General features: G+C 70.7%; 25 protein-coding genes and 2 riboswitches. Of the genes, 11 read left to right on the plus strand and 14 right to left on the minus strand.

Translation table 11 applies throughout. The annotated features are described in order from the left end of the window. Positions 1 to 34: 34 nt before the first annotated feature. The 3 genes from HNR76_RS09915 (at position 35) to HNR76_RS09925 (ending at position 3,242) form a co-directional block, all read left to right on the plus strand. Positions 35 to 553 carry a c-type cytochrome gene (locus HNR76_RS09915; RefSeq protein ID WP_162310579.1) on the plus strand — a complete coding sequence of 173 codons (519 nt, stop codon included), beginning with the start codon at positions 35 to 37 and terminating at the stop codon, positions 551 to 553. 77 nt (positions 554 to 630) lie between these two features. Beyond that, complete coding sequence (locus tag HNR76_RS09920; RefSeq protein WP_162310578.1) at positions 631 to 2,373, plus strand: ExeM/NucH family extracellular endonuclease; 1,743 nt, start codon at positions 631 to 633, stop codon at positions 2,371 to 2,373. An 83-nt stretch (positions 2,374 to 2,456) separates the two neighbouring features. Then, the gene (locus tag HNR76_RS09925) at positions 2,457 to 3,242 is read left to right on the plus strand and encodes a TSUP family transporter (RefSeq protein ID WP_162310577.1); all 786 of its coding nucleotides are present in this window, start codon (positions 2,457 to 2,459) and stop codon (positions 3,240 to 3,242) included. 111 nt (positions 3,243 to 3,353) lie between these two features. On the opposite strand, the gene HNR76_RS09930 is transcribed toward HNR76_RS09925, so the two are convergent. From HNR76_RS09930 to HNR76_RS09940, 3 genes are all read right to left on the minus strand, one after another. After that, positions 3,354 to 4,253 carry a DUF6624 domain-containing protein gene (locus HNR76_RS09930; RefSeq protein WP_183982215.1) on the minus strand — a complete coding sequence of 300 codons (900 nt, stop codon included), beginning with the start codon at positions 4,251 to 4,253 and terminating at the stop codon, positions 3,354 to 3,356. 100 nt (positions 4,254 to 4,353) lie between these two features. Further along, positions 4,354 to 5,205 carry a formyltetrahydrofolate deformylase gene (gene purU, locus HNR76_RS09935; RefSeq protein WP_162310575.1) on the minus strand — a complete coding sequence of 284 codons (852 nt, stop codon included), beginning with the start codon at positions 5,203 to 5,205 and terminating at the stop codon, positions 4,354 to 4,356. A gap of 125 nt (positions 5,206 to 5,330) precedes the next feature. Continuing rightward, positions 5,331 to 6,431, minus strand: coding sequence for an NADH:flavin oxidoreductase/NADH oxidase (locus HNR76_RS09940; RefSeq protein ID WP_162310677.1), 1,101 nt, complete (start codon positions 6,429 to 6,431; stop codon positions 5,331 to 5,333). Positions 6,432 to 6,605: 174 nt separating this feature from the next. Further along, positions 6,606 to 6,846: riboswitch (cobalamin riboswitch) on the plus strand. Between the two features lie 173 nt (positions 6,847 to 7,019). On the opposite strand from HNR76_RS09940, the gene metE reads away from it, so the two are divergent. Together metE and HNR76_RS09950 are read left to right on the plus strand one after the other, a co-directional pair. Then, on the plus strand, positions 7,020 to 9,311 hold the full coding sequence (gene metE, locus HNR76_RS09945; protein ID WP_162310574.1) for a 5-methyltetrahydropteroyltriglutamate--homocysteine S-methyltransferase: 2,292 nt from the start codon (positions 7,020 to 7,022) through the stop codon (positions 9,309 to 9,311). A 253-nt stretch (positions 9,312 to 9,564) separates the two neighbouring features. Then, on the plus strand, positions 9,565 to 9,711 hold the full coding sequence (locus tag HNR76_RS09950; protein WP_425501773.1) for an oxidoreductase-like domain-containing protein: 147 nt from the start codon (positions 9,565 to 9,567) through the stop codon (positions 9,709 to 9,711). A 76-nt stretch (positions 9,712 to 9,787) separates the two neighbouring features. On the opposite strand, the gene HNR76_RS09955 is transcribed toward HNR76_RS09950, so the two are convergent. The 5 genes from HNR76_RS09955 to HNR76_RS09975 form a co-directional block, all read right to left on the minus strand. Further along, positions 9,788 to 10,222, minus strand: coding sequence for an acyl-CoA thioesterase (locus HNR76_RS09955; protein WP_162310676.1), 435 nt, complete (start codon positions 10,220 to 10,222; stop codon positions 9,788 to 9,790). A 74-nt stretch (positions 10,223 to 10,296) separates the two neighbouring features. Continuing rightward, on the minus strand, positions 10,297 to 10,623 hold the full coding sequence (locus tag HNR76_RS09960) for a thioredoxin family protein (protein ID WP_162310572.1): 327 nt from the start codon (positions 10,621 to 10,623) through the stop codon (positions 10,297 to 10,299). Next, on the minus strand, positions 10,595 to 11,068 hold the full coding sequence (locus HNR76_RS09965; RefSeq protein WP_162310571.1) for a flavodoxin: 474 nt from the start codon (positions 11,066 to 11,068) through the stop codon (positions 10,595 to 10,597). Before HNR76_RS09965 ends, HNR76_RS09960 begins: the two co-directional genes overlap by 29 nt. Before the next feature lie 11 nt (positions 11,069 to 11,079). Further along, positions 11,080 to 12,141 carry a ribonucleotide-diphosphate reductase subunit beta gene (locus HNR76_RS09970; RefSeq protein ID WP_162310570.1) on the minus strand — a complete coding sequence of 354 codons (1,062 nt, stop codon included), beginning with the start codon at positions 12,139 to 12,141 and terminating at the stop codon, positions 11,080 to 11,082. Between the two features lie 159 nt (positions 12,142 to 12,300). After that, positions 12,301 to 14,793 (minus strand): ribonucleoside-diphosphate reductase subunit alpha, encoded by a 2,493-nt coding sequence (locus tag HNR76_RS09975; RefSeq protein ID WP_183982217.1) that lies wholly within the window; start codon positions 14,791 to 14,793, stop codon positions 12,301 to 12,303. A gap of 175 nt (positions 14,794 to 14,968) precedes the next feature. Continuing rightward, a riboswitch (cobalamin riboswitch) is annotated at positions 14,969 to 15,193 on the minus strand. A gap of 323 nt (positions 15,194 to 15,516) precedes the next feature. On the opposite strand from HNR76_RS09975, the gene HNR76_RS09980 reads away from it, so the two are divergent. Beyond that, positions 15,517 to 15,894, plus strand: coding sequence for a hypothetical protein (locus HNR76_RS09980; protein ID WP_162310568.1), 378 nt, complete (start codon positions 15,517 to 15,519; stop codon positions 15,892 to 15,894). Positions 15,895 to 16,023: 129 nt separating this feature from the next. Here HNR76_RS09980 and HNR76_RS09985 read toward each other — a convergent pair whose 3' ends face one another. Both HNR76_RS09985 and HNR76_RS09990 read right to left on the minus strand, forming a co-directional pair. After that, positions 16,024 to 17,718, minus strand: a complete 1,695-nt coding sequence (locus HNR76_RS09985; protein WP_162310567.1) for a phosphoethanolamine transferase — start codon at positions 17,716 to 17,718, stop codon at positions 16,024 to 16,026. Beyond that, entirely contained in the window at positions 17,715 to 18,500 is a 786-nt protein-coding gene (locus HNR76_RS09990; protein WP_425501772.1) for a phosphatase PAP2 family protein, read from the minus strand. The genes HNR76_RS09985 and HNR76_RS09990 overlap by 4 nt, the downstream gene beginning before the upstream one ends. A gap of 153 nt (positions 18,501 to 18,653) precedes the next feature. Between HNR76_RS09990 and HNR76_RS09995 the strand changes: the two genes are divergently transcribed. From HNR76_RS09995 to HNR76_RS10005, 3 genes are read left to right on the plus strand one after another with little or no spacing between them, the layout of a single operon-like run. Continuing rightward, the gene (locus HNR76_RS09995; protein WP_162310566.1) at positions 18,654 to 19,355 is read left to right on the plus strand and encodes a response regulator transcription factor; all 702 of its coding nucleotides are present in this window, start codon (positions 18,654 to 18,656) and stop codon (positions 19,353 to 19,355) included. After that, a complete protein-coding gene (locus HNR76_RS10000) occupies positions 19,345 to 20,643 on the plus strand; it encodes a sensor histidine kinase (protein ID WP_162310565.1) in 1,299 nt (432 codons plus the stop codon). The genes HNR76_RS09995 and HNR76_RS10000 overlap by 11 nt, the downstream gene beginning before the upstream one ends. A gap of 6 nt (positions 20,644 to 20,649) precedes the next feature. Then, positions 20,650 to 21,087 (plus strand): EamA family transporter, encoded by a 438-nt coding sequence (locus tag HNR76_RS10005; protein WP_162310564.1) that lies wholly within the window; start codon positions 20,650 to 20,652, stop codon positions 21,085 to 21,087. Between the two features lie 46 nt (positions 21,088 to 21,133). Here the strand turns inward: HNR76_RS10005 and HNR76_RS10010 are convergent, their stop codons facing one another. From HNR76_RS10010 to HNR76_RS10020, 4 genes are all read right to left on the minus strand, one after another. Next, a complete protein-coding gene (locus HNR76_RS10010; RefSeq protein ID WP_249065619.1) occupies positions 21,134 to 22,813 on the minus strand; it encodes an ArnT family glycosyltransferase in 1,680 nt (559 codons plus the stop codon). Further along, positions 22,810 to 23,130 (minus strand): diacylglycerol kinase, encoded by a 321-nt coding sequence (locus HNR76_RS15435; protein ID WP_246429109.1) that lies wholly within the window; start codon positions 23,128 to 23,130, stop codon positions 22,810 to 22,812. Before HNR76_RS15435 ends, HNR76_RS10010 begins: the two co-directional genes overlap by 4 nt. A gap of 197 nt (positions 23,131 to 23,327) precedes the next feature. Next, positions 23,328 to 24,413 carry a cell division protein ZapE gene (gene zapE / locus HNR76_RS10015; RefSeq protein ID WP_162310562.1) on the minus strand — a complete coding sequence of 362 codons (1,086 nt, stop codon included), beginning with the start codon at positions 24,411 to 24,413 and terminating at the stop codon, positions 23,328 to 23,330. 14 nt (positions 24,414 to 24,427) lie between these two features. Next, positions 24,428 to 25,093 (minus strand): alpha/beta hydrolase, encoded by a 666-nt coding sequence (locus HNR76_RS10020; protein ID WP_162310561.1) that lies wholly within the window; start codon positions 25,091 to 25,093, stop codon positions 24,428 to 24,430. Positions 25,094 to 25,133: 40 nt separating this feature from the next. Here HNR76_RS10020 and queF point away from each other — a divergent pair, with 40 nt between their 5' ends. Both queF and HNR76_RS10030 read left to right on the plus strand, forming a co-directional pair. Beyond that, complete coding sequence (queF, locus tag HNR76_RS10025) at positions 25,134 to 25,955, plus strand: NADPH-dependent 7-cyano-7-deazaguanine reductase QueF (protein WP_162310560.1); 822 nt, start codon at positions 25,134 to 25,136, stop codon at positions 25,953 to 25,955. Positions 25,956 to 26,051: 96 nt separating this feature from the next. Further along, positions 26,052 to 26,348, plus strand: coding sequence for a LysM peptidoglycan-binding domain-containing protein (locus HNR76_RS10030; RefSeq protein ID WP_162310559.1), 297 nt, complete (start codon positions 26,052 to 26,054; stop codon positions 26,346 to 26,348). The last annotated feature ends 27 nt before the right edge of the window (positions 26,349 to 26,375 follow it).

A 26,375-nucleotide genomic window follows, 5' to 3' on the forward strand; every position in this document is an offset into this window, starting at 1 on the left:
GTGGCCGGCCGGGCCACCTGCCATAGGATGCGATGTGCGCAATTACGATCTTGAATTCCTGAAGCGGTTCTCGATGGTGATCGGCTTTCTGAGCGTGGTCACGCTGGGCCTGATCCTGCTGGCCATCTACCTCCACGGCCGCGTCCCGCCCGAGGTCTCGCCCACCGCCGCGGCGCGGACCGCCGCGCGCATCGCCCCCACCGGCGCGGTCTACGCCGGCTCCACCGGCGCCGCGGCGCAGGCGGCGGCCGCGGCGGCGGCAGTGGCCAAGGCCGCGTCCCAGGTCGCCTATGGCGGCACCACCGACGGCTCGGTGATCTACCAGAACCTCTGCGGCGCCTGCCACACCAACGGCGTGGGCCTGGCCCCGACCCTGGTCCGCGGCGACTGGAGCGCGCGCATCGCCCAGGGCAAGGACACCTTGTACCGACACGCCGTCGAGGGCTTCACCGGCGCCGACGGCGGGATCATGCCGCCCAAGGGCGGCAACCCGGCGCTGACCGAGGAACAGGTCCACGCCACGGTCGACTGGATGCTGGACAACCTCAAGTAGGCCGGTACCCGCCACGCCACAGACGCCGCCTCCGGGCGGCGTCTGCGTTTGCGGCCCGGCGTTCGGAGACCTCCGCCATGCGCCATTCCCCACGCCCCGCCCGTTCCGCCGCCTGGATCGCCCTGCTGTACGCGGCGCTGCCGCTGGCCGGCGCGCACGCGGAGACGGCCACCCTGGCCGTGGGCCGCGTGCAGGGCCACGGCCCGTCCAGCCCGCTGCAGGGCCGGCAGGTGGCCGTCGAAGGCACGGTCACCGCCGACTTCCGCGCCGGCCTGGGCGGCTTCTACCTGCAGGACGACGGCGACGGCGACCCGCGCACGTCCGACGGCGTGTTCGTCGCCACCGGCACGGACACGGGAATGCCGCCGCCCGGCTTCGCCATCGGCGCGCGCTGCCGGGTGCGCGGCCGCGTGGCCGAACCGCCGTCCGGCGGCCGTGGCCCGACCGCGATCCAGGCCACGGCGATCGAGGCCTGCCGGCCCGGTGCGATGCCCGTTCCCCGGCCGATCGACGCGCCGCCGGAGGACTGGACGGCGCTGGAAGGCATGCTCGTGCGCGTCCAGGCGCCGCTGACCATCACCGGCAGCCACGCGCTGGAGCGCTTCGGTGAATTGGCCGCCAGCTTCGGCGGCCGCCTGTGGCAGCCCGGCGAGCGGGCGCGGCCGGGCAGCGCGGAACACGCGCGCCTGGCGGCGGACAACGCGCATCGGCGGCTGGCCCTGGACGACGGCAGCCAGCAGCGCGACCCCGGGCCCGCCGCCTACCTGGCGGGCCATCCCACGCCGCGCGTGGGTACCGTGGCGGTCGGCGCCGAAGGCATCGTCGCGTGGCGCCATGGCGGCTGGCGGCTGCAGCTCACCGCGCCGCTGCCATTGCGGCCGGCGCCGCGGCCGGACCCGCCCCGCGTGTCCGGCACCCTCAAGGTGGCGGCCCTCAACCTGGAGAACCTGTTCAACGGCGACGGCCGCGGCGGCGGCTTCCCCACCGCGCGCGGCGCACGCACGGCGCAGGCGCTGGCCGCGCAGATGGCCAAGCTGGTCGCCACGATCCGGGCGCTGGACCCGGACATCGCCGCGCTGATGGAACTGGAGAACGACGGCTACGGCCCGGACTCGAGCATCGCCCAACTGGTGGACGCGCTGAACGCCGACGGTGCGCGCTGGCGCTTCGTCGATGCCGGGCATGGCCCCGGCCCGGACAGCATCCGCGTCGGCCTGATCTATCGCGACGAACGGGTAGCCGCGCGCGGCCGGCCGGCCACCCTGACGGGCGGGCCGTTCGGCGAGCGCAGCCGGGTGCCGCTGGCGCAGGCCTTCGTGCGCAAGGGCGGCCGGGTACCGCTGGTGGTGGTCGCCAACCACTTCAAGTCCAAGGGCTGCGGCGAGGCTTCCGGCGCGGACGCCGACCAGGGCGATGGCCAGGGCTGCTGGAACGCGCTGCGCCTGGACTCGGCACGGCGCCTGCACGACTGGCTGCGCGCCTCGCCCCTGGGACGCGGGCGCGCGCGCATCGTCCTGCTGGGCGACTTCAACGCCTACGCGATGGAAGACCCGCTGCGCTGGCTGCGCGAGCAGGGCGGCTGGGCCGATGCCTTCGCCGCCGCCGGCGTGGAGTCCCCGCACAGCTACGTCTACGACGGCCTGAGCGGCCGCCTCGACCACGCCCTGCTGAGCCCGGCGCTGGCCCCGGCCCTGCGCGGCGCGGCGCACTGGCACGTCAACGCCGACGAACCGGACGACGCCGGCTACGCCGGGCGCAACGTGCCCGGCCCCTGGCGCAGCTCCGACCACGACCCGCTGCTGCTGGGCCTGGACATGTAGGCCCGCCGGACACGGCCGATGCCGCTTTCCTTCCCGGCGGCGGCGGGCCACCATCGGCCGCCTCCCGCAACCGCTGCTTCCCCGTGCCCGAACTCGCCCTGCAGGTCCTGCTGCTGCTGTTCCTCGCCGGCCTTCTGGCCGGCTTCATCGATGCCATCGCCGGCGGCGGCGGCATGGTCACCATCCCGGCCATGCTGCTGGCCGGGATCCCGCCGCTGCAGGCACTGGGCACCAACAAGCTGCAATCGCTGTTCGGCGCCGGCTCGGCCAGTTGGGCCTACGCCCGCCACGGCCACGTGGACCTGTCCGCGCAATGGCCGATGGTGCTCGCCGCCGCGGCCGGCGCGGTGCTCGGCGCGCTGCTGGCCACGGCGATGCCGGTGGGCTGGCTGCGCGCGGTGCTGCCGCTGCTGCTGCTGGGCATCGCCGTGTACTTCGCGTTCAAGCCGGACATCGGTGCGGTGGAGCGCCATCGCCGCATCGGCCCGCGCCTGTTCGGGCTGACCTTCGTGCCGGCGATCGGCTTCTACGACGGCGTGTTCGGTCCGGGGACCGGTTCGTTCCTGATGCTGGGCTTCGTCGGCCTGGCCGGCTTCGGCATCCTCAAGGCCACCGCCCACACCAAGTTCCTCAACTTCGGCTCCAACGTCGGCGCGTTCGCGGTGTTCCTGGCCGCCGGCGCGGTGCTGTGGAAGGTCGGGCTGGCGATGGGCGCCGGCCAGTTCCTCGGCGCGCAACTGGGCTCGCGCCTGGCCATGAAGCAGGGCGCGCGGATCATCAAGCCGCTGCTGGTGAGCGTGTCGGTCCTGCTGGCGCTGCGCCTGCTGGCCGACCCGGCGCACCCGCTGCGGACTTGGCTGGGGTTCTGAATCGATCCGGCTCGCAGGCCTTCCAGCCTCCCTCCGGCTGGACACGCGACGACTGCGCGAGGCAGTCCGGCGGCGCCCCCGCACCGCGCCGCTGCATCGGCGCCCGCTCCCTCAATCCTGGCTGTCGGCGGCGTAGGCGTCTTCCATGCGCGCGGCGTATTCGTCCAGGGTCTCCATGCCCAGTGCGGCGCGGCGCGCATCGACGGTGTCCGCATCCTCGATTGGTCGTGGCCGCAGCGTGCCGTCGACCCGTTCGAACTGGGTGCCGTAGCGTTGCGGCCGGCCCTGCGCCAGTCGCACCCGGTCGCTGAGGTAGGCCAGATGCACGCCTGAGGCTTCGCCGCGTGCGACCGCGTCGCCCAGCATTTCAAGCACCTGCTCCTGGAAGCGCGGGTCGGCATCGGCATGCTGGGCCAGCAACCAGAAGCCTTGACTGCCCTTGCGGCCAACCTTGGCATGGGGCGGCCAGCCGTGCTCTTCCAGGTAGCGCTTCAGCCAGGCGGTGTTGTCGCGGTCCACGGCCATCGCTTCCTGGATGGCGAGTTCACCTTGCGGACCCTGGAAAGAGCGGTTGCGCACCTCCTGGTCGCGGTCCACGCGCCGCGTCAGCTCCTCGAGCAGCGCGGTGTCGAGGTTCGTGGCCGACGCCTCGTTGTCGGCACGGTAGCGAACGAGCAGGGCCTGCCAGCGCGGATCGCCATGCAACGCGGCCAGGTCGGGATCATCGGCAAGAGCCTCGGGCAGTTGCTCCGAAGGCGTCCGCTGCAGGCGGGCGAAGGCGCCTTCGACGTCGCCGGCCAGGGCCAGGCAGCAGGCCGCGTCGTAGGCGGCGCCACGCACCGGCGGCGTGCGCTCGGCCTGCTCGCCGTAGAGGCGTGCGCAGGTCTTCCAGTCCTTGGCGTCATAGGCACCCGACGCGCTGCGCGGTGATGTCTGCGCGGCGGCCAGTGCCGGCCAGGCCATGGGAACGGTTGCGAGCAGGAGCGCTGCCAGCCTGTGCGGTTCGATCATTGTCCGGTTCCTTCCGGGCGCCACGCCCGATCCCTGCTATCCGGAGCATGCTACGCCCCCGCCGTCGACAGACGCGCAGCGGCCCCGGCCGGCCGCCGCCTCAGCGGAACACCACCGTCTTGTGCCCGTTGAGCAGGATCCGGTGCTCGACGTGGCGGCGCACCGCGCGCGCCAGCACCTGCGACTCGATGTCGCTGCCCACCCGCACCAGGTCGCGCGGGGTCATCGCATGGTCCACCCGGGCCACGTCCTGCTCGATGATCGGGCCTTCGTCCAGGTCCGCGGTCACGTAGTGCGCGGTGGCGCCGATGATCTTGACCCCGCGCGCGTACGCCTGGTGGTAGGGCTGGGCGCCCTTGAAGCTCGGCAGGAAGCTGTGGTGGATGTTGATCGCGCGCCCGGCCAGCGCCTGGCACAGGCGCGGGGAGAGGATCTGCATGTAGCGCGCCAGCACCACCAGGTCCACCTGCCCGCGCTCGACCAGGTCGACGATCGCCTGTTCCTGCCGCGGGCGGTTGGACGCGTCCACCGGCAGGTGGTGGAACGGCACGCCGTAGGAGGCCGACAGCGCGGAGAAATCCTCGTGGTTGGACGCCACCGCGGCGATGTCCACGTTCAACTGGCCGCTGTGGGCGCGGAACAGCAGGTCGTTGAGGCAATGGCCCTGCTTGCTCACCAGCACCAGCAGGCGCGCGCGCCGGCGCGCATCGTGCACCTGCCAGTCCATCTCGAACTCGCCGGCCAGGTGGGCGAAGCGCTCGTGCAGCGCCGGCAGCGCCTCGGCGTCGGGCAACTGGAAGTGCACGCGCAGGAAGAAGCGGCCGCTCTCCTCGTCGCCGTACTGCTGGGCATCGAGGATGTTGCAGCCCTGGCCGAACAGCAGGCCGCTGACGCGGTAGACGATGCCCGTGCGGTCCGGGCAGGAGAGCGAAAGGATGTGGTCGTGGCGCATAGACGCGCCATGGTATGCGAGCGCGCCGCCGCGTGCGGCGCCGGTTGCACCTGTTACCGACGCTCCGGCCCGGCGCCGGGCGGGCGCATCGCGGTACGCGGCCGGATGCTGGGCCGGCGCGGCCGCTAGTTCCCCGCGAACACCCCGCGCGCTTCGGCCGGCTCGCAGCGCAGGTATTGCGGCGGCGGCGCCAGCGTGGCGCCCAGCTCGGCCGCCGCATGCCACGGCCAGCGCGGGTCGTAGAGGATGCCGCGGGCCAGCGCCACCGCATCGGCACGGCCTTCGGCCAGGATCGCCTCGGCCTGGTGCGGCGCGGTGATCAGGCCGACCGCGATCACCGGCATCGCCACCTGCGCCCGGATCGCCTCGGCGAACGGCACCTGGTAGCCGGGGGCGGCGGCGATGCGCTGGCGCCGGTCCAGTCCGCCGCTGGATACGTGGATGAACTGGCAGCCACGCGCGTCCAGCGCGCGCGCCAGCTCGATGCTCTGGGCCAGGTCCCAGCCACCGTCGACCCCGTCGGTGGCCGAGATCCGCACGCCGACCGCGACCCGCTCCGGCACCGCCGCGCGCACCGCGTCGAACACCCGCAGCGTCAGCCGCATCCGGTTCTCCAGCGCACCGCCGTACGCGTCGTCGCGCACGTTGCTCAGCGGCGAGAGGAACTGGTGCAGCAGGTAGCCGTGCGCGACATGGACCTCGACCAGGTCCAGGCCGGCGCGCACCGCGCGACGCGCGGCATGGGCGAAGTCCTCGACCAGCGCATCGATGTCCGCCGCCTCCAGCGCCCGCGGCACGCCATGGCCGTCGTCGTAGGCCAGCGCCGAGGCGGACACGGTGGCCCAGCCGTGCGGGTGGTCGGCCGCGATCGGGCCGCCGCCTTCCCAGGGCCGCGCGGTGGACGCCTTGCGTCCGGCATGCGCCAACTGGATGCCCAGCGGCATGGGCGACCAGCGCCGCAGCGAGGCGACCAGCGCCTTCAGCGCCGCTTCCTGGTCCTCGTTCCACAAGCCCAGGTCGGCGTGGCTGATACGCCCGCGCGCCGCGACCGCGGTCGCCTCCAGGACCAGCAGGCCAGCGCCGGACAGGGCCAGTTGGCCCAGGTGGATGGGGTGCCAGTCGCCGGCCACGCCGTCGTGCGCGGAGTACTGGCACATGGGGGCGACGACGATCCGGTTGGGCAGCTCGACCGGACCCAGCGCAAGGGGCGAGAACAGCAGGCTCATGGCGGGCACGACGCGGGAAGGGACGCGCATTGCACCCGCCGCCGGCGAAGGCGGCAAGCGGGGCGGGCAGAACACGGCGTCGCGGGAGGCCCGCGCCTGCGCGCAAGGGCCGCGGCCGCCCGTGCCGCGAGCCGCATGCGCACGGACGCCGGTTGACGTCCGCCGGCGTCGAGGCTAACGTGGCGCCGCCGAGGTTACATCTCTTCATCCATATGAAGCGATGGATTAAAAGGGAAGTCCGGTGCGGGCCCGTGCAAGCGGGCCCCATTCCGGCGCTGCCCCGCAGCGGTAATTGGAAACGACCTCCGCCATCGCACTGGCCCAACCGGCCGGGAAGCGGCGGACAGTAGGCCCCGGCGCGTCCGCGCGCCGTGCGTCCATGAGCCCGAAGACCTGCCCCGGCCGGAAGGCATGCCCGCCTTCCGTACGACCTGGAGCCTCCGCGGGGAGGTGGCCGGAGCATCCGCATGGCGCCGCGCGCCGTGCGCCTGTCCCCGTGCCCCACCCGCGACGGTCCCGGTTCGCCCGCAAGGGCGAAGGCCGCTCCTGCGGCGTCGCCCATCCGTCCCTGCATGAGGAAACGCCACCATGACGCTCACCACCTCCCTCGGTTTCCCCCGCATCGGGGCGCGCCGCGAACTCAAGCACGCCCTGGAGGCGCACTGGCGCGGCGAACTGTCCGCCGACCAGCTCCAGGAGGCCGGCCGCGAACTGCGCGCCCGCCATTGGACGCTGCAGGTCGACGCCGGCATCGACCTGCCGCCGTCCAACGACTTCTCGCTGTACGACCAGGTGCTGGACACCGCCTTCCTGTTCGACGCCATCCCGCCGCGCTACCGCGCCCTGGCCGATGCCGACCCGCTGGCCGGCTACTTCGCCCTGGCCCGCGGCCACCAGCGCGACGGGATCGACCTGCACGCACTGGAAATGACCAAGTGGTTCGACACCAACTACCACTACCTGGTGCCCGAGCTGGAGGCCGGCCAGGCCTTCGCCCTGCGCGGCGACAAGCCGGTGGCGCAGTACCTGGAGGCCAAGGCGCTGGGCATCGAGACGCGGCCGGTGCTGATCGGCCCGGTGACCTTCCTGTGGCTGTCCAAGACCGTGGACGGCAGCGACCGCTTCGCCCTGCTCGAACGCCTGCTGCCGGTGTACGCGCAGTTGCTGGCGCGGTTGCAGGAGGCCGGCGCGCAGTGGGTGCAGATCGACGAGCCGGCGCTGGTGCTGGACCTGGCGCCCGAGGCACGCGAGGCCTACCGCCGCGCCTACGCCGCACTGACGCAAGGCCCTCGCCCGAAGCTGCTGCTGACCCCGTACTTCGGCGCCCTGGGCGACAACCTGGAGCTGGCCGCCTCGCTGCCGGTCGACGGCCTGCACCTGGACCTGGTGCGCGCGCCCGAAGAGCTGGAGGCGGTGCTGGACCGCCTGCCGGAGGGCCGCGTGCTTTCCGCCGGCCTGGTCGACGGCCGCAACATCTGGCGCACCCGCCTGGACAACGCCCTGCTGCTGGCCCGCTACGCACGCACCCGCGTCGGCGCGGACAAGCTGTGGCTGGCGCCGTCGTGCTCGCTGCTGCACGTGCCGGTGGACCTGGACGGCGAGAAGGCGCTCGAACCCGACCTGAAGTCGTGGCTCTCGTTCGCCCGGCAGAAGCTGGGCGAGATCCGGGTGCTGGCCGACGCGCTGGACGGCCGCGATACCGCGCACGCCGCCCTGGACGACGCGCGCGCGCGAATCGAATCGCGCAAGGCCTCCCCGCGCGTGCACCGCCCGGAAGTGGCCGCGCGCCTGGCCGCGGTCACCCCGGCGCAGGCGCAGCGCGCCTCGCCCTATCCGGCGCGCCGGCAGGCGCAGGAAGCCGCGCTCGGCCTGCCGCCGTACCCGACCACCACCATCGGCTCCTTCCCGCAGACCCTCCAGGTGCGCGAGGCGCGGGCAAAGTTCAAGTCGCGCAAGCTCGACGAGGCCGGCTACGACGCCTTCCTGGAGGCGCAGACCGAGAAGTGCGTGCGCTTCCAGGAGCAGATCGGCATCGACGTGCTGGTCCACGGCGAGTTCGAGCGCAACGACATGGTCGAGTACTTCGGCGAGCAACTGGACGGCTTCGCCTTCACCAAGCTGGGCTGGGTGCAGAGCTACGGCAGCCGCTGCGTCAAGCCGCCGATCATCTTCGGCGACGTGGTGCGCCCGGCGCCGATGACGGTGCGCTGGTCCAGGTACGCCCAGTCGCTCACGCAGCGGCCGATGAAGGGCATGCTCACCGGCCCGGTGACCGTGCTGCAGTGGTCGTTCGTGCGCGACGACCAGGCCCGCGCCGACACCTGCCGCCAGATCGCCCTGGCCCTGCGCGACGAGGTGACCGACCTGGAGGCGGCCGGCATCAAGGTCATCCAGATCGACGAGCCGGCGCTGCGCGAGGGCCTGCCGCTGCGCCGCGCGCAGTGGGCCGCCTACCTGGACTGGGCGGTGGAAAGCTTCCGCCTGTCCGCCAGCGGCGTGCGCGACGAGACCCAGATCCACACCCACATGTGCTACTCCGAGTTCAACGACATCATCCAGGCGGTGGCGGCGATGGACGCGGACGTGATCTCGATCGAGACCTCGCGCTCGCGCATGGAGCTGCTGGACGCGTTCGTGAAGTTCCGCTACCCCAACGAGATCGGCCCGGGCGTGTACGACATCCACTCCCCGCGCATCCCCACCACCTCGGAGATGGTGGAACTGCTGGAGAAGGCGCGCGCGGTGCTGGCGCCCGAGCAGATATGGGTCAACCCTGACTGCGGCCTGAAGACCCGCGGCTGGCCGGAAACGCGCACCGCGCTGGAGCGCATGGTCGAGGCCGCGCGCATCCTGCGCGGCGAGCGCGCCGCGGCGGCCTGAGCCATCGTCGGCAGGCGCCGGCAACGAGCACCGGACACCGGCCAGGCCGGTGCCCGGTGCTCGACGTCCGGCGTGGCCGGGAAGGAGGTGCGCGGCATCGCCGTCGTCCCTCGCCCGGCGCGAGGATCGTGGCGCCGGCGGCACCGCGGCATTCGGTGCCCCCCGGCGCACTGCTACGCTGGCGGCGATGACCGACGAACACGCGCCACCGCCTCCTGCTTCCGGACTCGTCCCGGCGGACGATCCGCCACCGGTGCCGCCCGAGAAGCCGCTGCCGGGCGAATGCTGCGAAAGCGGCTGCCCGATCTGCGTGTACGACCTCTATGCCGAGGCGCTGGACGAATACCGCCGGGCGCTGGACGCCTGGAAGCGGCGCCACCCCGGCGCCCCGCCCCCGTAGGCGCCGCCCGGGGAAACCGCCCGCCAGCGCTGCGCCAGGCATGACGCTCGCCGGCAAGCCCGCACCTACAGGGACGTCATGGCGAACGTGCCGGTTCCCGGGCAGACGCGGGCGCCGGCAGCGGCGGCACCGGCGTCGGCTGGCCCAGCGGGTCGAGCGCGATCATCACGAAGTGGCCGCGGGTGCACAGCTTGCGCTCGCCGCTCAGCAGGTCCTCGGTGATGACCTCCACGTCCACGTTCATCGAGCTGCGCCCGACCTTGACCAGCCGCGCGATCACCTCGACCAGGTCGCCCTTGTGGATCGGCTGGTTGAAGTCGACCTGCTCGGAACGGGCGGTGACCACGGTGCTGCGCGCGTAGCGCGAGGCGGCGATGAAGGAGGCCATGTCCATCCATGCCAGGGCCTGGCCGCCGAACAGCGTGCCCAAATGGTTGGTGTGGTCGGGGAAGACCATGTGCAGCAGGCGCGCCTCGGTGGCGCGGGCTTCGTTCTGCGGGGCTTCGGACATCGCGGTGTTCTCCAGGTCGTCGCGGCCTCCCGCGGCCATCATCACCGATCCGGCGGCGGACGGCGTGCAGGCGCCTAGAGGTGCGCGCCCACCGCCTGCGCCACCTGCGCCGGCGACTGGAAGCCGGGCAGCCGCGCCACCTCGGCGCCGTCGCGGAACACGGCCAGGGTCGGGGTCTGGCGCAGGCCCAGGCCGCGAAAGAATTCCTCGCCCACCTGCTCCAGCTTCACCTTCAGCAGCACCACGCCGTCGGCGCCGGGCTCGGCGGCGAACTTTTTCAGCGACATGTCCAGCATGGTGCAGCCCGGGCAGTTGTCCTTGTGGTAGTCCACCAGCAGGCGCGGGTGCGCGGCCACGGCGGCGGCGTAGTCGTCAGGCGACGAAACGTGCAGGGTCTGCATGGGCATTTCCGGTACGGGTCAGGATGTGGTCGGTCCAGTGCTGGATCCGGCTCGCGTCGCGCTCGCCGTGCGGCATCTGCTCGATCTCCAGGCATGGGTAGCGGGTGCCGAAGAAGGCGGCGATCCGGCGCACCGCGCCGCAGTAGTATTCCTCGCCCCACTGGGTCTCGCCGGTGCCGAACACGGCCAGCGGCGCCGGCTTGCCGACCGCGGCGACCAGGTCGGCGATCAGCGCCTTCATCTCGCCGGGCGTGCGCCCGGCGTTGTCGGTCCAGGCGCCGAGCACGTACAGGTCGTGGCGCGGGTCGCCGGCGTCGGCCAGGGTGTCCACCCCGGCCTCGACCCAGCTCACCCGGTGCCCCAGCGCCTCGCAGCGCGCGCGCACCTGGCGGGCGACGTCGCGGGTGTTGCCGCTAAGCGAGGTGAAGGCGATCAGGATGCGCATGGCGCCCGGCGTCAGAGGTCGTCGAAGCCGTTGTCCGAGTTGGTCTTCTTGTAGCTGGCGTTGCGCATCTCGAAGAAGTCGGTCTTGGTCTCGGTGAAGTTGTCGGCGTAGGCCTTGATCCACGGCATCACGTTGTCGGTGGTCTCGGTGTACAGCTTCTCGATGCCCAGCATGCCGGCCATCTTGTTGGCCCGGTACTTCACGTAGCGGATCATCTCGTCCACGTCGATGCCGTCGATGCCGTCCAGCACCTCGCCGGTCCACTGCGCCTCCAGCTCGATGGCGTGCTCGAACGCCTTGTGCACGTAGTCGGTCAGCTCGTCGGTCTGCAGCTCCGGGTTCTCGCCGACGATGGCGCGGATCACCTCGCTGATGAACTTGGTGTGGGCCAGTTCGTCGCGGTTGATGAAACTGATGATCTTGCCGGTGCCGGTCATCCGGTTCTGGCGCACCAGGTTGTAGAAGTAGGCGAAGCCGGAATAGAAGTTGATGCCCTCCAGGATCGAGGACTGGATCAGCGAGCGCAGCAGGGTCTCGGCGGTCTTCTCGCGCATGAAGTCGTCGTAGGACTGCATGATCGGCGCGTTGCGGCGCTGGATCGTCGGGTGGGTGCGCGCGATCTCGAACACCCGGTTCTGGTTGGCCAGGTCGGTGATCGAGGCCAGCACGTAGCTGTAGCTCTCGTTGTGGATCACTTCCTGCTGGCCGATGATCGCCGCGTTGGCGTGCGCGGCCGGGTCGGTGATGTACTCGGCGACGTTGTAGATGAAGCGCGTCTGCGGCGAGTCCAGGGTGGCGAGCAGGCCGATGATCGAGTCGTAGGCGTTCTTCTCCCGCGCCGACAGCTCGCCGTACTGCTTGGCGTCGCCCTTCATGTCGACCTCGTCCGGGATCCAGAAGTTGGTCGAGAGCTCCTTGTAGGCGCGGTAGAACGACGGGTACGGGATGTCGTTCCAGTTGAGGATGCCGGAGGTCTTGCCGTTGATGATGCCGGTGGAGCGGTTGGGGTGGCGCGGCTCCAGGATCTTGATGCGGTCGAGGGGCGTGGCGGTGAACGGTGCGGTGGCGGACATGTGGCTTCTCGTATTGCGCTTGCGCCCGGCGACGCATCCTTCTGGAGGAAAGCCCCCCTGGGTCAGGGGGGCGCGCCGCAGGCGCGGGGGTGTGGATGCAGGGTGATGCAGGGTCCACGGTTCGCCACGCGAACCGTGGAAGCGAAGCGCGAATGCGCTTCAGCTACTGCACCACTCGCACTCGGCGATGTCGATGTCGTTGGAGCGCACGTAGTAGGTGGTCTTGATGCCCTCGCGCCAGGCGGTCATGTGCAGGTCCAGCAGGGTGCTGGCGCGGATGGTGGAGGGCACGTAGAAGTTGAAGCTGATCGACTGGTCGACGTGGCGCTGGCGGCGCGCGTTCTGGCGCACGCTGGCGAACTGGTCGACCTTGTAGGCGCCCTTCTCGTAGTACGGCCAGGTCTCCAGCGACAGCCCGGGCGCGGCCACCGGGCGGCGGAAGTCCTTCTTCTCCTCGTAGTAGAACGCCGAGAAGATCGGGTCGATCGAGGCGGTGGAGCCGGCGATCTGGGCGGTGGACATGTTCGGCGCCACCGCCATCAGCCAGCCGTTGCGCATGCCGTTGACGCCCACCTGCGCGGCCAGCTCCAGCCATTGCGGGCTGTTGTAGGCGCGGTCGCGGAAGTAGGCGCCGGTGTGCCAGTCGCTGCCGGGGAACACGCTGTAGGTGCCCTTTTCCCGGGCCAGTTCCATGCTCGCCTGCACGGTCAGGTAGTTGATCCGCTCGTACAGGGCGTCGCTGTAGTCCTCCGCGTCCGGCGAGTTCCACTGGATGCCCTTGAGCGCCAGCAGGTGGTGCCAGCCGAAGGTGCCCAGGCCGATGGCACGGTACTTCTGGTTGGTGATGGTGGCCTGCGGCACCGGCAGGTCGTTGAGGTCGATCACGTTGTCGAGCATGCGCACCTGGATCGGGATCAGGCGCTCGAGCACGTCGGTGATCAGGTCGCCCTGGCCTTCCTGCGGCACCACGGCGCGGCCCAGGTTGATCGATGACAGGTTGCAGACCACGAAGTCGCCGGCCTGCTTGGTGGTCACGATCTGGTTGCCGGAGATGATCTCCTGCATGAGCCGGGTGGGGCTCATGTTCTGCAGGATCTCGGTGCACAGGTTGGACGAGTACACCATGCCGGCGTGCTTGTTCGGGTTCTTCCGGTTGACCTCGTCGCGGTAGAACATGAACGGGTTGCCGGTCTCCAACTGGCTGACCATGATCCGCTTGAATATCTCGATCGCCTTGACCGTCTTGCGGCCGATGCGCTCGTCGGCCACCGCCTCCTCGTACTTCTTGCGGAAGGCGCCGTCGCCCTTCTGCTCGTCGAAGAAGTCCTGCAGGTACCAGCCCTTGATCCGCTTGACCTCGTGCGGATCGAACAGGTACCAGTCGCCGCGGCGCTCCACCGCCTCCATGAAGATGTCGGGGATGCACACCGAGGTGAACACGTCGTGCGCGCGCAGGCGCTGGTCGCCGTTGTTCAGGCGCAGGTCGAGGAAGGCCTCGATGTCGCGGTGCCACACGTCCAGGTAGACCGCCACCGCGCCCTTGCGCTGGCCGAGCTGGTCCACCGACACGGCGGTGTTGTTGAGCTGCTTGATCCACGGCACCACGCCGCCGGAGGAATTGGCCACGCCGCGGATGGACGAGCCGGACGAGCGCACGTAGCCCATGTACGCGCCCACGCCGCCGCCGCCCTTGGACACGCGGGCGATGTCGGTGTTGGAGTCGTAGATGCCCTGCAGGCTGTCGTCCACCGTGTCGATGAAGCAGCTCGACAACTGGCCGCCGACCTTGCCGGCGTTCTGCAGGGTGGGCGTGGCCACGGTCATGTACAGGTTGGACAGCGCCCAGTACGCCTCGCCCACCAGTTGCATGCGCCGCTCGCGCCCGCCCTTGCCGGTGCCGGCCTCGTCCTGCATCAGGTACAGGGCGATGGTCAGCCAGCGCTCCTGCGGCAGCTCGAACACGGCGCGCGAGTTGTCCGTGGCCAGGTAGCGAGTGGCCAGCAGGTACAGGCCGTTGTAGGCGAACAGCTTGTCGCGCTCGGGCTCGATCATGCGCCCGGCCTCCTGCAGCTCTTCCTTGGAATAGGCGCGCAGGATGTCGTTGGAATAGATGTTGCGGTCGGCCAGGCTTTCCTGCAGGCCGACGTAGGAGCCGTACTTCTGCTCGGCGTCGTAGAAGCGGTTGCGGCTGGCGCGCTTGTACAGGCGGCGCAGGTACAGGCGCGCGGCGAAGTACTCCCACTCCGGCGCGGTCAGGTCCACGCGCGCCTCGGCCTCGCGGATCAGGTGGTCGACCAGGTCGTCGGCGTTGACCGCATCCTTGCGCTCGACGAAGCCGAACACGCTGCGCTTGTAGTCGGCCGCGTCCAACTGCGGGAACTCGGCGTGGATCGCGTCGATGCTGCGCTCCAGGCGCGCGCGGTCGAACGGGATGCGCCGGTTGCCGGCTTCCTTGGTGATCCAGGTGGAGACGTCGTGTTCTTCGATGGCGGCGGCGGGCATGGCGATGGCCTGGGGGGGCGGGGGCACGGCGTCGTCGGGATCGACGGCGCCGGCGGCGGCCGGGGCACGCACGGGTTCGGCGGCGGCGGGCGGGGCGGAAGCGACGGCGGGGGCCTGCGCCTCGGTGGAAAGGGTGTCCTGGTGCGTCATCGCATCCTCCGTTGCGTGGTGCACGCCACGTCCCTCCCGCGCGGGATCGCGAAGCCCGGCCGGGAGCGGAGGATGGGGAAGCGGCGTCGCAAAGCCGGCATCCGCGGCCGGGCCGCGGGGCTTCACGTCGCCAGCCATCTCCCTCCGGAGACTCCAGGGCCGGCACCGCGCGGCGTGCTTCGCGCGGCTGTCGGCAGGTCTTCGGACTTCCGGGTATGGAAGGCCTGGCCTTCCGCCTCCCCCGTCGCTTCCCGGAACCGGATGGTTCCAGTGCGTTGGCGGGTTCGTTCCCGGTTACCGCTGCGGGGCAGTGCCGGATTCGCCTTCGCAGGCCCACCGGGCTTCCCTTTTAAACCGGCGCCCCTTGGGGAGCGCCGGCACCGACCGCCCCAAGATAGTGGGGTGGCCAGACCCGGTCAACACCAGATATCGGGGAATGCCGGCAAGCCTTGGCGCACAAGGAGGAGCCCGGAAAAGTGTCGGGCGCAAGCCCCTGCCGATGCCGCGACGACTGCGCCCGTCAAGCCCGGCGCCACCGCCCCCCTCCTGCAAGGCCTCCGACCGTTCCCCGACATCCGGCTTTTCATCATTGGCACCCCGCACCCCGCCGCGGCCCTGATCCCATTCGATGACCTCGCCTTCCAGCCCCATATCGCGACCTGCGACCCGGCACGCACGCCCACCCGGGAGACCCCGCACCAGGTTGTCCACCGCGGCCTATCCATGAGCAGCCTCATACCGCCGGGAAACGGAATCCTGAGCCTGGTGCTCGCGTTTCTCTTCACGCTTGCACTGGCATGGGCGAGTTTCGTGCTGATGAAGGCTACGCGACCCTTGATCCTGCACGGCAGGGGGTGGATCTGGAGCGGCCTGGCCGGGATCCTGGGTATGGCGCATTGGCCACTGCAATTGTCGCTGGGCAGTCCGGCGGGCTATCCGATCGTGGGCAGCATCCTGTACCTGTTCTCCATGGCCGGCTTGGCGCCCGACGATTCCGTACTCGAACGCAATCCCACGCCTGCAGCTTTCTGGTTTCAGCGGGGCCTGATTTCGGCGATCGGTGGCACGTCGGCCGGGATGGCCCGTTCCTGGCTGTCATGACGGAGACCTCCTTGTAGGAGCCGGCCTTGCCGGCGACCCTCGCGCGCCAGCGATACGCCCGCCATATCGCGGTTTCAGGCAAGGCCGGCCCGTACAGGCACGGGCCGTCCGCTTCCGCCGCGCCCCACGCTACCCGCCCCGCCCCGCGCGGCAACCGTCCAGCAGGTCCAGGCCAGGCCGGTACTCGGGCGCCGACACCTGCATGAGCCCGAGCACGGTGTGGAAGTAGTTGTCGTGGCTGGCGCCGGCAACGGCCGCCTTCCTCTTCATGCAGGACACGTCGAGCGCCAGGCTGCCGGCGTAGCCCGACGAGAACCACATCAGCATCGGCACCTTCTTCTGTTCGTCCGGGGCGATCGCGTACGGCATCCCGTGCAGGTACAGGCCGCCTTCCCCCAGCGATTCGCCGTGGTCGGACAGATAGAACAGCGCGGTGTCCCTTCCGGGCTGCTCGCCGAGCAGCCGGATCGTCCGGGCCAGGAGGTCGTCGGTGTAAAGCAGGGCGTTGTCGTAGGCGTTTACGACCCGCCCGCGACTGCAGTCGCCAAGCGCGGAGCTTTCGCAGGCGGGCAGGAATTTCCCGAAGGCGCCCGGGTACCGCCTGGAGTAGGCCGGGCCGTGGTTGCCCAGTTGGTGCAGCACGATCACCGCATCGCCCTGAAGCGAAGCGATCCGCCCGGACAGGCCCTTCAACAGGATTCCGTCCAGACAGCCTTCGGCGTTGCAGAAATCCTGGTCGTCCGCATGCTCGTAGGACTGGAAGGGCAGACCCGTGCATACGCCCTTGCACCCGCCCTGGTTGTCCAGCCACGCCACCGCGATCCCGGCGCGGTCGAGCACGTGCAGCAGGGATTCGGAATTGTGGACCTTGTCCTTCGCGTAGTCCTCGCGTCCGTAGGCGGAGAACATGCACGGCAGGGAGACTTCCGTGGAGGTCCCGCACGAGGCCACGTCGGGGAAGTTGACCAGATCCAGCCGCGACAGTTGCGGCGTGGTCTGCCGCGGATAGCCGTTCAGGCCCCAGTTGTGCGCCCGCGCGGTTTCTCCCACCACCAGTACCAGCAGCCTGGGCCGCTGCCCGGCGCGCGCCGCGGCCACGTGCGCGCCGATGCCCAGCTCCTTCCTCGGCACGTTGCGCGCAGCGCCGTCATCGGCCAACACGCGGCCGAGGGAGACCAGGTAGTTGCCTGGCGTGATCAGGTGGCGGATCTCGTGGTGGTTGCGCATCAGCGCCGACAGGCTCTGGAAGGCGAGCAACGCGGCCGCGGCGGCGACGGCGACGGCCAGCATGATGGCGCCGGCCCGGATCAAGACCGCCCTTCCCGCGCTTCGGCGGACCAGGACGACCTTCCAGCCGAGGACCGCCGGCAGCAGCCCCGCTACCACGACCCGCAGCGCCAGGCCGGGCGAGACCAGCTCCGAGGATTCTCGCAGGTCGGTCTGCAGCACGTTCCTCACCATGCCGGTGTCGAAGTACACCCCGTAGTGGTCCATGTAGTAGGCCGCTGCGGCCGATACCGGCAACAGCACGGCCAGCACCGGCTTGACGGACCAGCGGCTGAACAGCAGCAGGGCCAGCAGGGTGTTCAACGCGACCACAAGCACGAACAGGCAGGCACCCGCCAGCGCGCCGCCGGCGCCATGCAGGGCGCCGGTTGCATGCACCTCCCTGAGGAAGGCCGTGTTGGCCGACATGGCCAGGAACACGCCGGTCAACAGCGCGAGCATCTCCTGGCTGAGCACCGGGCGGAACTCGCTCCATATCTGCAACGGAAGCCGCCATGCCTCCGGGCGCTTCTTGGCATCCCGGGACACCGCATTCATGGCGTGCCGCCCCCGCTGCGCGCCGCCCGCCTGGGATCGGCCGGGGGACGCAGGATCGCCAGGTAAAGGGTGAGCGAGACCAGCCAGCAGATGCCGGCGGTGTACAGGTCGTGCGACAGGAAATGCGCCCCGCGAAGCTGCTGCGAGATCCCGAAGACCAGGCCCAGGGCCACGCCGGTGCCCAGTCCCAGCCAGCGCCAGCGCGGCGCGACCGCCAGAAGAAAGAAGTACGACGCCATCCAGGCATAGCCACCGCTGGCATGCCCGGCGGGGAAGCAGCGCCCGCGGCCCATGCCCAATGGCCTCAGCTCGATCAGGCCGACGAAGGCCTTTCGCCCGCCATAGCGGAGCAGGTCCCACGGGCAGTCCATGTTCGACCAGGACTTGATCCAGGACACGGCCAGGCACGAGACCAGCGTGGCCAGCAGGAGATAGCCCAGTGGTCGCCGCAACGCCCATCGGCGCGATGGCGGCAAGCACGCCAGCAGCCAGCACGCCAGGAGCACGACCCACACCGCGACATTCAGATTGCGCCCGGCGACATGGATGACCGTGTCGGTGATCCACGCATCGCGAAGCGACCACGCGTGGCCCTCCCAGGCGTAGAGGCGGTCGGCCAGCCACGGGTCGCCGCCCAGCGGCCCGGCCCAGACCAGCAACAGGCCCAGGCCGGCCAGCGGCAGCAGCAGGTGCCGCCACAGGGAAACGGCATGCGGATGCATACGCGAAATTCCAGGGTGTGGTGTGCGGGAAAACCGGGGAACGACGGCGGGAGCCTGCATCGGTAAACCATCGGCATTGCATGGCTGGCCCTGGCGATGATCGATACGGACATGTCGGAATGCGGTCGGAATCGCCGCACGTCCGATGCCCTAAGATGAAGGCCGGTTCACGCTGCCGGATGGTCCGTCCGGAACACCCGCTACGCCTCACCCATGCGCATACTGGTCGTGGAAGACAACCGAAGCCTGGTCGCCAACCTCTTCGAATACTTCGAGGCGCGCGGCCACGTGCTCGACGCCGCGCCGGACGGGCTGACCGGGCTGCACCTGGCGGTGAGCCACGGCTTCGACGTCATCGTCCTGGACTGGATGCTGCCGCGACTGGACGGCCCGCAGTTCCTGCACCGGCTGCGCGACGCGGAGATCGACGTCCCGGTGCTGATGCTCACCGCCCGCGACGAGCTGCCGGACAAGATCACCGGCTTCCGCGCCGGCGCCGACGACTACCTGACCAAGCCGTTCGACCTGCCCGAACTGGAAGTCAGGCTCGAGGCGCTGCTCGCGCGCGCCAGCGGCCGGCGTCGCGGCAGGACGCTGCGGGTCGCCGACCTCAGGCTCGACCTGGCGACCCTGGAGGCCACGCGCCAGGAGCGGCCGCTGCATCTTTACCCGGCCTGCCGCAAGCTCCTGGAGGTATTGATGCAGGCCAGCCCGAGCGCGGTCACCCGGGCGCGGCTGGAGTACGCACTCTGGGGCGACGACCCGCCGGACGGGGACATGCTCCGCTCCCACATCTACGAACTCCGGCGCAGCGTGGACGGCCCCTTCGACCAGAAACTGATCCAGACGATCCCGAGGATCGGCTACCGTCTCGCGGCACCCGGCCCGGCGCGGGACGACGACGATGGCCGCTAGGACCAGCCTGCGCAGGCGGATCCTGCTGGGCCTGCTCGGATACACGGTCGCGCTCACCCTTGCCGTGTTCGCCCACGGCGTCCTGGTCAACGAGCACGCCGAGGCCCTGGTGTGGCAGACCCTGCTCGATTCGGAGCTGGACCACGTCGTCGAGCGGATCACATCCGATCCGGAGTACCGGTGGGTCGACACCTCCAGCATGGTCCTGTTCGATGGCCGCCGCGCGCCGCTGCCGGATGCCCTGCAGGGACTTGCGCCGGGGGTGCACGACGAGATCGTCATCGACGGCGTGGTGCGGGTGGCGCTGATCCGCCAGCTCGACGGCGGGCCGGTGGCGCTGGCGCTGGACATCACCGATCTCGAACAGCGCGAGTTCGACATGTGGATCACGGTGATGGGCTCGACCCTGACCATGGTCGTCCTCATCAGCCTGGCGGTGTTCTGGGGCGTGAACCGGCTGGTCCGCCCCCTGACCATGCTCTCCGGACGCATCGAAGCGCTGAAGCCGGACCAACCCGGCCAGCGCATCGGGGTTCCAGCGTCGGCGACCACCGAACTGGTCGTGATCGCCGACTCGATCAACGACTACCTGCGCCGCAACGACAGCTTCGTGGAGCGCGAGCGGGTCTTCATCGACACCGCCAGCCACGAATTGAGGACACCCCTATCGGTCATCGCCGGCGCCAGCGAACTCGCGCTCGGGCAACCATCGATACCGCCGGCCATCCGGGGCCAACTGACCCGCATCCGGCAAACCTCGCGGGACGTGGAACGCCTGGTCACGCTGCTGCTGGTCCTGGCCAAGGATCCGTCCCGCCTGGCGGGTACGGCCGACCGCTTCTCCCTGGACCAGACGGTCGCGGAGATCGTGGAGCAGCACGCCCATCTGGCCAAAGGCAAGGATCTCACGATCGAAGTCGCCGGCTCGGCCGGCGTGGAGATCGTCGCGCCGCTTCCGGTGGTGCAGACCGCGATCGGCAACCTGCTGCGCAACGCCATCGAGAACAGCGACCGCGGCACGATCGCGCTGCGGATCGAGCCGCCCGCAACGGTTGTCATCTCCGACCCCGGCCACGGCATGACGCCCGAGGAGATCAGCGCCATCTACGCCAGGATCGCCCGCGGGGGCGGCGAGCGGATGGGCGGCGGGATCGGCCTGGATCTGATCGCCAGGTTGTGCGAGCACCTTGGCTGGACCCTCGACATCCGGTCCGACACCGACCGCGGCACCGTGGCCCGGCTGACGCTGTCCTCCACGCCTTTGGCGGCGGACCCGGGAAACGACTGAACGACCATGAACATCGCCCTCCCCGCGTGGCTCGCCTGGGCGGCCCTGTCGGCCTGCTTCGCGGCGCTCACCGCGGTGTTCGCCAAGGCCGGCGTCCGCGATGTCGATTCCGACCTGGCGATGGCGCTCAGGACGATCATGGTGGCGCTGCTGGTGGTCCCGTTCGTGGTGGCCACGGGCAAATGGGCCGATCCGTTCGCCCTGCCCACCCGGGCCCAGGCCTTCCTGGTGCTGTCGGCGCTGGCGACCGGCGCCTCGTGGCTGTGCTACTTCCGCGCCATCCAGGTCGGCGAGCTGACGAAGGTCGCGTTGGTGGACAAGACCAGCGTGCTCCTGGTCCTGCTGTTCGCGGTGGTCTTCCTCGGCGAGAAGCCTTCCGGCCGCGACTGGCTGGGCATCCTGCTCGTCCTCTCGGGACTGGCGATGTTGACGTTCCGCCGGTAGCGGCGCGGCCTGGTGCCGGCGCGCACCGCCCATCCAGACGATGGACCTATTGCCCGCGCCCGCAGCCGGCCAGGGCCGCGCCGGGGACCAGCACCCAGGCGTTCCTGTTCGATTGCCCGGCGTTCGCCACCGCCGCACGGTCCACGCAGCCGGGCAGCGTTTTCCCGTTGGCCAGGATCCATCGCTGCGCGGGCGATCCCCCGACCCATTCGAACGCACGCCGCCACTGGTCTTCCACCGGCGCCTTGAAGCCGAAGTCGACCGGTGTCCTGGGCGCCTGCAGGTAGTTCTGCTCGCGCCAGTCGACCAACCCGAGCTGCGCCACGGGCCCGATCCGCTGGTAGACCTGTCCCATCAGCCGCGACGACGAGGCGAACGGGTCCAGGACGCGCATGAATCCCACGCCGTACACGATCCATATGAGGCAGGTGGCCAGTACCGTCGCCCGGCCAGGGCAACGCGCATGCGCGTCCAGTGCCCAGACCAGGGATGCACCCAGCACCAGCATCCATGCGCCCATCGCATGTACGGCGTCGTGGTCGAAGTCTCGGCCGGCCAGGCTGGACGCCAGCAGCGCCGGCTCCAACAGCAGGATCGCACCGAGCGCGAGGGCGGCCAGGCCGGCTCCACCGACGTATCCTCGCAACGCGAGGCGAGCGTAGCGCATGCGCAGCAGGCCCCCGAGCAGCGGCGCGGCGGCGATGCAGACAGCGGGCAGCGCCGGGAAGAGGTAGACCTCGCGCTTGCCCGGTGTGGCGGTGAAGAACGCCAGGACCAGTAGCGCCCATCCGAGAAGCAGGACGTGCCTGGCGTCGCCACGGCGCATCCGCCTCATCCAGGCCGGAACCAGTTTCGGCAGCAGCAGGCTTCCCGGCAGCCACAGGGTGAGGATCACCTGCGCGTAGTACCAGGCCGGCTGGACGTGGTGCCAGGAATCCAAATAGCGCGTGCCGGTCTGGCGCAGCAGGATGTCGCGGGCGTAGACGTCGAGTTCGGTGCCATGGGGCTGCAGCAATGCGATGCCCAGCGGTACCAGCCAGACGCCGGCACCGGCGAGGAACCCGATGGGAACAAGCGTCCACTGCCATGCCGGAGCGCCGATCCTGCGCCGGGCATCTCGAAGCCGGAGGATCAGCCATGGGAACGCCACGAGCAGGGGAAGGAAGCCCACGCCCTTGGTCACCGTGCCCAGGCCGGCGGCGAAGCCGGCCAGGAACAGGCACGCCCGGTCCGGGCCGCGCAGCAGGTGCCGGACCATGCCCCACAGCGACAGCGTCGTCATCGCCACCAGGACCATGTCGATCTGCGCCCGCTTGGCCATCAGCCCGAACTGGATCGTGCAGAACAGGGACAGGGCCGCATATCGCCCGACCCGCTGTCCCCACAGCCTGCGTCCCAGGTCCCAGGTCAGCCACAGGGTCAGCAGGGATGCGAGCAGCGAGGGTACGAGGAAGGCGATGTCCCAGTCGCGGAACAGCCCGTGGGACGCCGCCTGGAGCCACATGAAGACGGGCGGTTTCTCCGCGTACAGCTCCGTTCCCCGATGCGGCAGCAGCCACTGCCCGGAGGCCGCCATCGCCCGCGCGGCCAGGACGAACCGCGGTTCGTCCGGCGGCGCCGGCGAGCGCATGCCGATCCCCGCGGCCAGGCTGACGGCGATCAGCAGCCATGCGCCGGCATCGCGCCGCCGCCGCGCCCGCGCCGTCCCCGCATCGCCCGGGATCACGCGACCAGCACCGCCGCCGACCCGAGATCCTTCGCCCGGCCCGAGAGCTCGTGGCACTCCGGACCGTGCCGATCGATGGCGGCCTCGATGGCGGAGTTGAGCAATTCCGTCACCAGAACCGCCAGTATCAGCAGCAAGCGCTCGATGGCGTCCTCGTCGAGCACAAGCCCCAGGGGAACAAGGACGGCGGCGAGCACGGCCTCCAGCCTGAAGGATGCCTCGTACAGCCATGCCGCACGTAAGCCGCTGAGCGACCCCTTGAACGCCCCGACGGTCCCCACGACTCCCCGCGGGATATGGCTCGGTGATGCAGGCATGCGACTTTCCGGCGGCAGACTCGGGGCGGCCGGGCGGCCGCGGCTGTCCAGCTTCGGGCCGCGCAGGTCGGAAAAGCGTCGGAGGGTTTCGGGACCGGAAGCGACGTCGGTGGCGGATGGCTGGCCGGCGGTTTCCCATGGCGGCGCCGGCAAGACTGGCTCCTGCAAGGGCGGCGCGGCCGCCCGCGATCGGCCCATCAGCCGCGGTGCGTGCGCGCCAGGTACTCGGCGCTGCGCATCTCGATCAGGCGCGAGGCGGTACGCTCGAACGCGCCGGCCAGGCGGTGGCCGTCGTACAGCGCCACCGGCGCGGCGGCGGCGGTGCACACCAAGGTCACCTGGCGGTCGTACAGCTCGTCGATCAGGTTGACGAAGCGGCGCGCGGCGTCCTCGTTGCCCGCATCGAAGCGCGGGATGCCGCCGAGCAGGACGATCTGGAACTCGCGCGCGATCTCGATGTAGTCGGCGGCCGAGCGCGGGCCCTCGCACAGTTCGGCGAAATCGAACCAGGCCGCGCCGCGGCCGCGGCCGCGCACCGCGATCCGGCGGCCCTCGATCTGGATGCTGCCGGCGCGCGCCGGGATGCCGCCAGCCAGGGCCTGCCAGCGCTCGGCCAGCCAGCCCTCGCCGCCCTCGTCCAGCGGCGCGCGGTACACCGGCGAGCGGGTCAGCGCGCGCAGGCGGTAGTCCTCGCGGCCGTCGGCGGCCAGCTCCACGCAGTGCTCGCGCAACTGGGCAATGGCCGGAAGGAAGCGCTCGCGCTGCAGGCCGTCCTTGTACAGGTTCTGTGGCGCGGTGTTGGAGGTGGTCACCAGGGTCACGCCCTCGGCGAACAGGCGCTGCAGCAACCGGCCCAGCAGCATCGCATCGCCGATGTCGGTGACGAAGAACTCGTCCAGCACCAGCACCCGCAGGCCGCCGCGCCATTGCCGCGCGATCTTCGCCAGCGGGTCGGTCTGGCCCGCGTGCTGGCGCAACTGCTCGTGGATGCCGCGCATGAAGCGATGGAAGTGGGTGCGCCGCTTCTGCTCGATCGGCAGGCCTTCGTAGAACAGGTCGACCAGGAAGGTCTTGCCGCGGCCCACGCCGCCCCACAGGTACAGCCCCTTCACCGCCGGCGGCGGCCCGCCGAGGCCCAGTCGCGCCAGCAAGCCGCCGGGCCGGGCCGCCAGCAGCCCGCGATGGATGCGGTCCAGTTCGCGCAGCGCCGGGTGCTGGGCCGGGTCGTCGCGCCAGCGCCCGGCCGCGGCCCCCTGGGCATAGGCCTGCGACGGTATGCGCACCGGCTCCGGTCCGTTCAGGCCGGCGGCAGCCACGCCTTCACTTCGTGCTGGATGGCTCCGCGCAGGTCGATCAGCTTGCGATGGAAGAAATGGCTGGTGTCGACCATCCGCACCAACTGCGGCTTGCGCTTGAGCCCATCGACCCAGGCATATACGGCCTGCGCATCGACGATCTCGTCGGCATCGCCCTGGATCACCAGCCACGGCACGTCGGGCACCTCGATGTCGCCGAAGTCCCAGCCGCGGCCGGTCACGGGCGGGGCGATGGAGACCAGCGCGTCCGCGTGCAGCGTGGCGGCGGCCCGCAGGCTCACGTAGGCGCCGAAGCTGAAACCGGCCAGCCACAGCGCATCGCCCTGACGCGCGCCGCGCACCCATTCGACCACCGTGCGCAGATCGTCCTGCTCGCCGGCGCCCTGGTCGAAGCCGCCCTCGGACTGGCCGGTGCCGCGGAAGTTGAAACGGACCGTGGTCGCGCCCAGCTCGCGCAGCGCGCGCGCCATCATGGTCACCACCTTGTTGTGCATGGTGCCGCCCTCGGTGGGCAGCGGATGGCAGACCACGGCCACCAGCGGGCGGGCGTCGGCCGCCTCGGGCAGGTCGACGGCGACCTCCAGCTTGCCGGCCGGGCCGTCGAGCAGCAGGACTTCGGATGCGGCGGGGAACGAGGGTTGGGCCATGGCCGCCATGATACAGAGGCCCCGCGCCTAGAATGGGCGGATGAACACCCCCCACGATTCCAGCCTCGGCCGCGAGGTCGCCTACCCCGCCGGCTACGATCCGGCGCTGCTGTTCCCGATCCCGCGGGCGGGCGGGCGCGCCGCGCTGGGCCTGGACGGCGGCGGCGCCTTGCCGTTCATCGGCCACGACCGCTGGCACGCCTACGAACTGGGCTGGCTGGACGCACGCGGCAAGCCGCAGGTGGCCACCGCCACCGTGCACGTGCCGGCCACCTCCCCTAGCCTGGTCGAATCCAAGTCGCTCAAGCTCTACCTCAACTCGCTCAACGCGCACCGCTTCGCCGATGCCGAGGCGGCCCGCGCCTGCATCGCGGCCGACCTGTCCGCCTGCGCGGGCGCACCGGTGGCGGTGGCGCTGGGGCTGCCGCCGCTGGCCGCCGGGGTGGACCCGGTCGGATCGCTGGACGACATCGAGGCCGGCTTCGAGGCCTGCGCCGCGCCGGACCCGGCGCAACTGCGCGCCGACGCATCCGCCATCGTCGACGAATACCTGCACTCGGCCCTGCTCAAGTCCAACTGCCCGGTCACCGGCCAGCCGGACTGGGCCAGCGTGCACCTGCGCTACCGCGGCCCACGGATCGACCGCGCCGGCCTGCTGCGCTACCTGGTCGGCTTCCGCGAGCACGCCGAGTTCCACGAGCAGTGCGTGGAGCGCGTCTTCCTGGACGTGCTGCACCGGTGCGCGCCCCACGCGCTGTCGGTGGAAGCGCGCTACACCCGCCGCGGCGGCCTGGACATCAACCCCTGGCGCGCCACGCCCGGCACCGCCGCGCCGATGCCGTTGCGTGACGAGCGTCAATAACCCCGCGCCGTTCCAATAAACGCTTCACGCGCCCCAGATGCTTTGTTAACAGGGGCTATGCCACCGTAGCCGTGCCTTCCACACCGGACCGTGCGCATGAGCAGCGGAAACAAGCCCGATTTCTCCAACGTCCAGGGCGGCGCGCGCAGCACGGAGGCCGAGCGCCCCGACTTCTCCAACGTCCAAGGCGGCGTGCAGTCGACCGAGCGGTCGATCGACCCGCCGGAGCAGACCTACACGGTGGTCAAGGGCGACTCGCTCTCGCGCATCGCCAAGCGCTTCTACGACGACGCCAATGCGTGGCCGGCCATCTTCGAGGCCAACCGCGACCAGTTGGACGATCCGGACCGGATCAAGCCCGGCCAGGAACTGAAGATCCCCGCCCGCGGATGAAGCGGCGCGTCGCCGCGCCGATCTCCG

Source organism: Pseudoxanthomonas broegbernensis (assembly GCF_014202435.1).
Lineage (GTDB): Bacteria > Pseudomonadota > Gammaproteobacteria > Xanthomonadales > Xanthomonadaceae > Pseudoxanthomonas > Pseudoxanthomonas broegbernensis.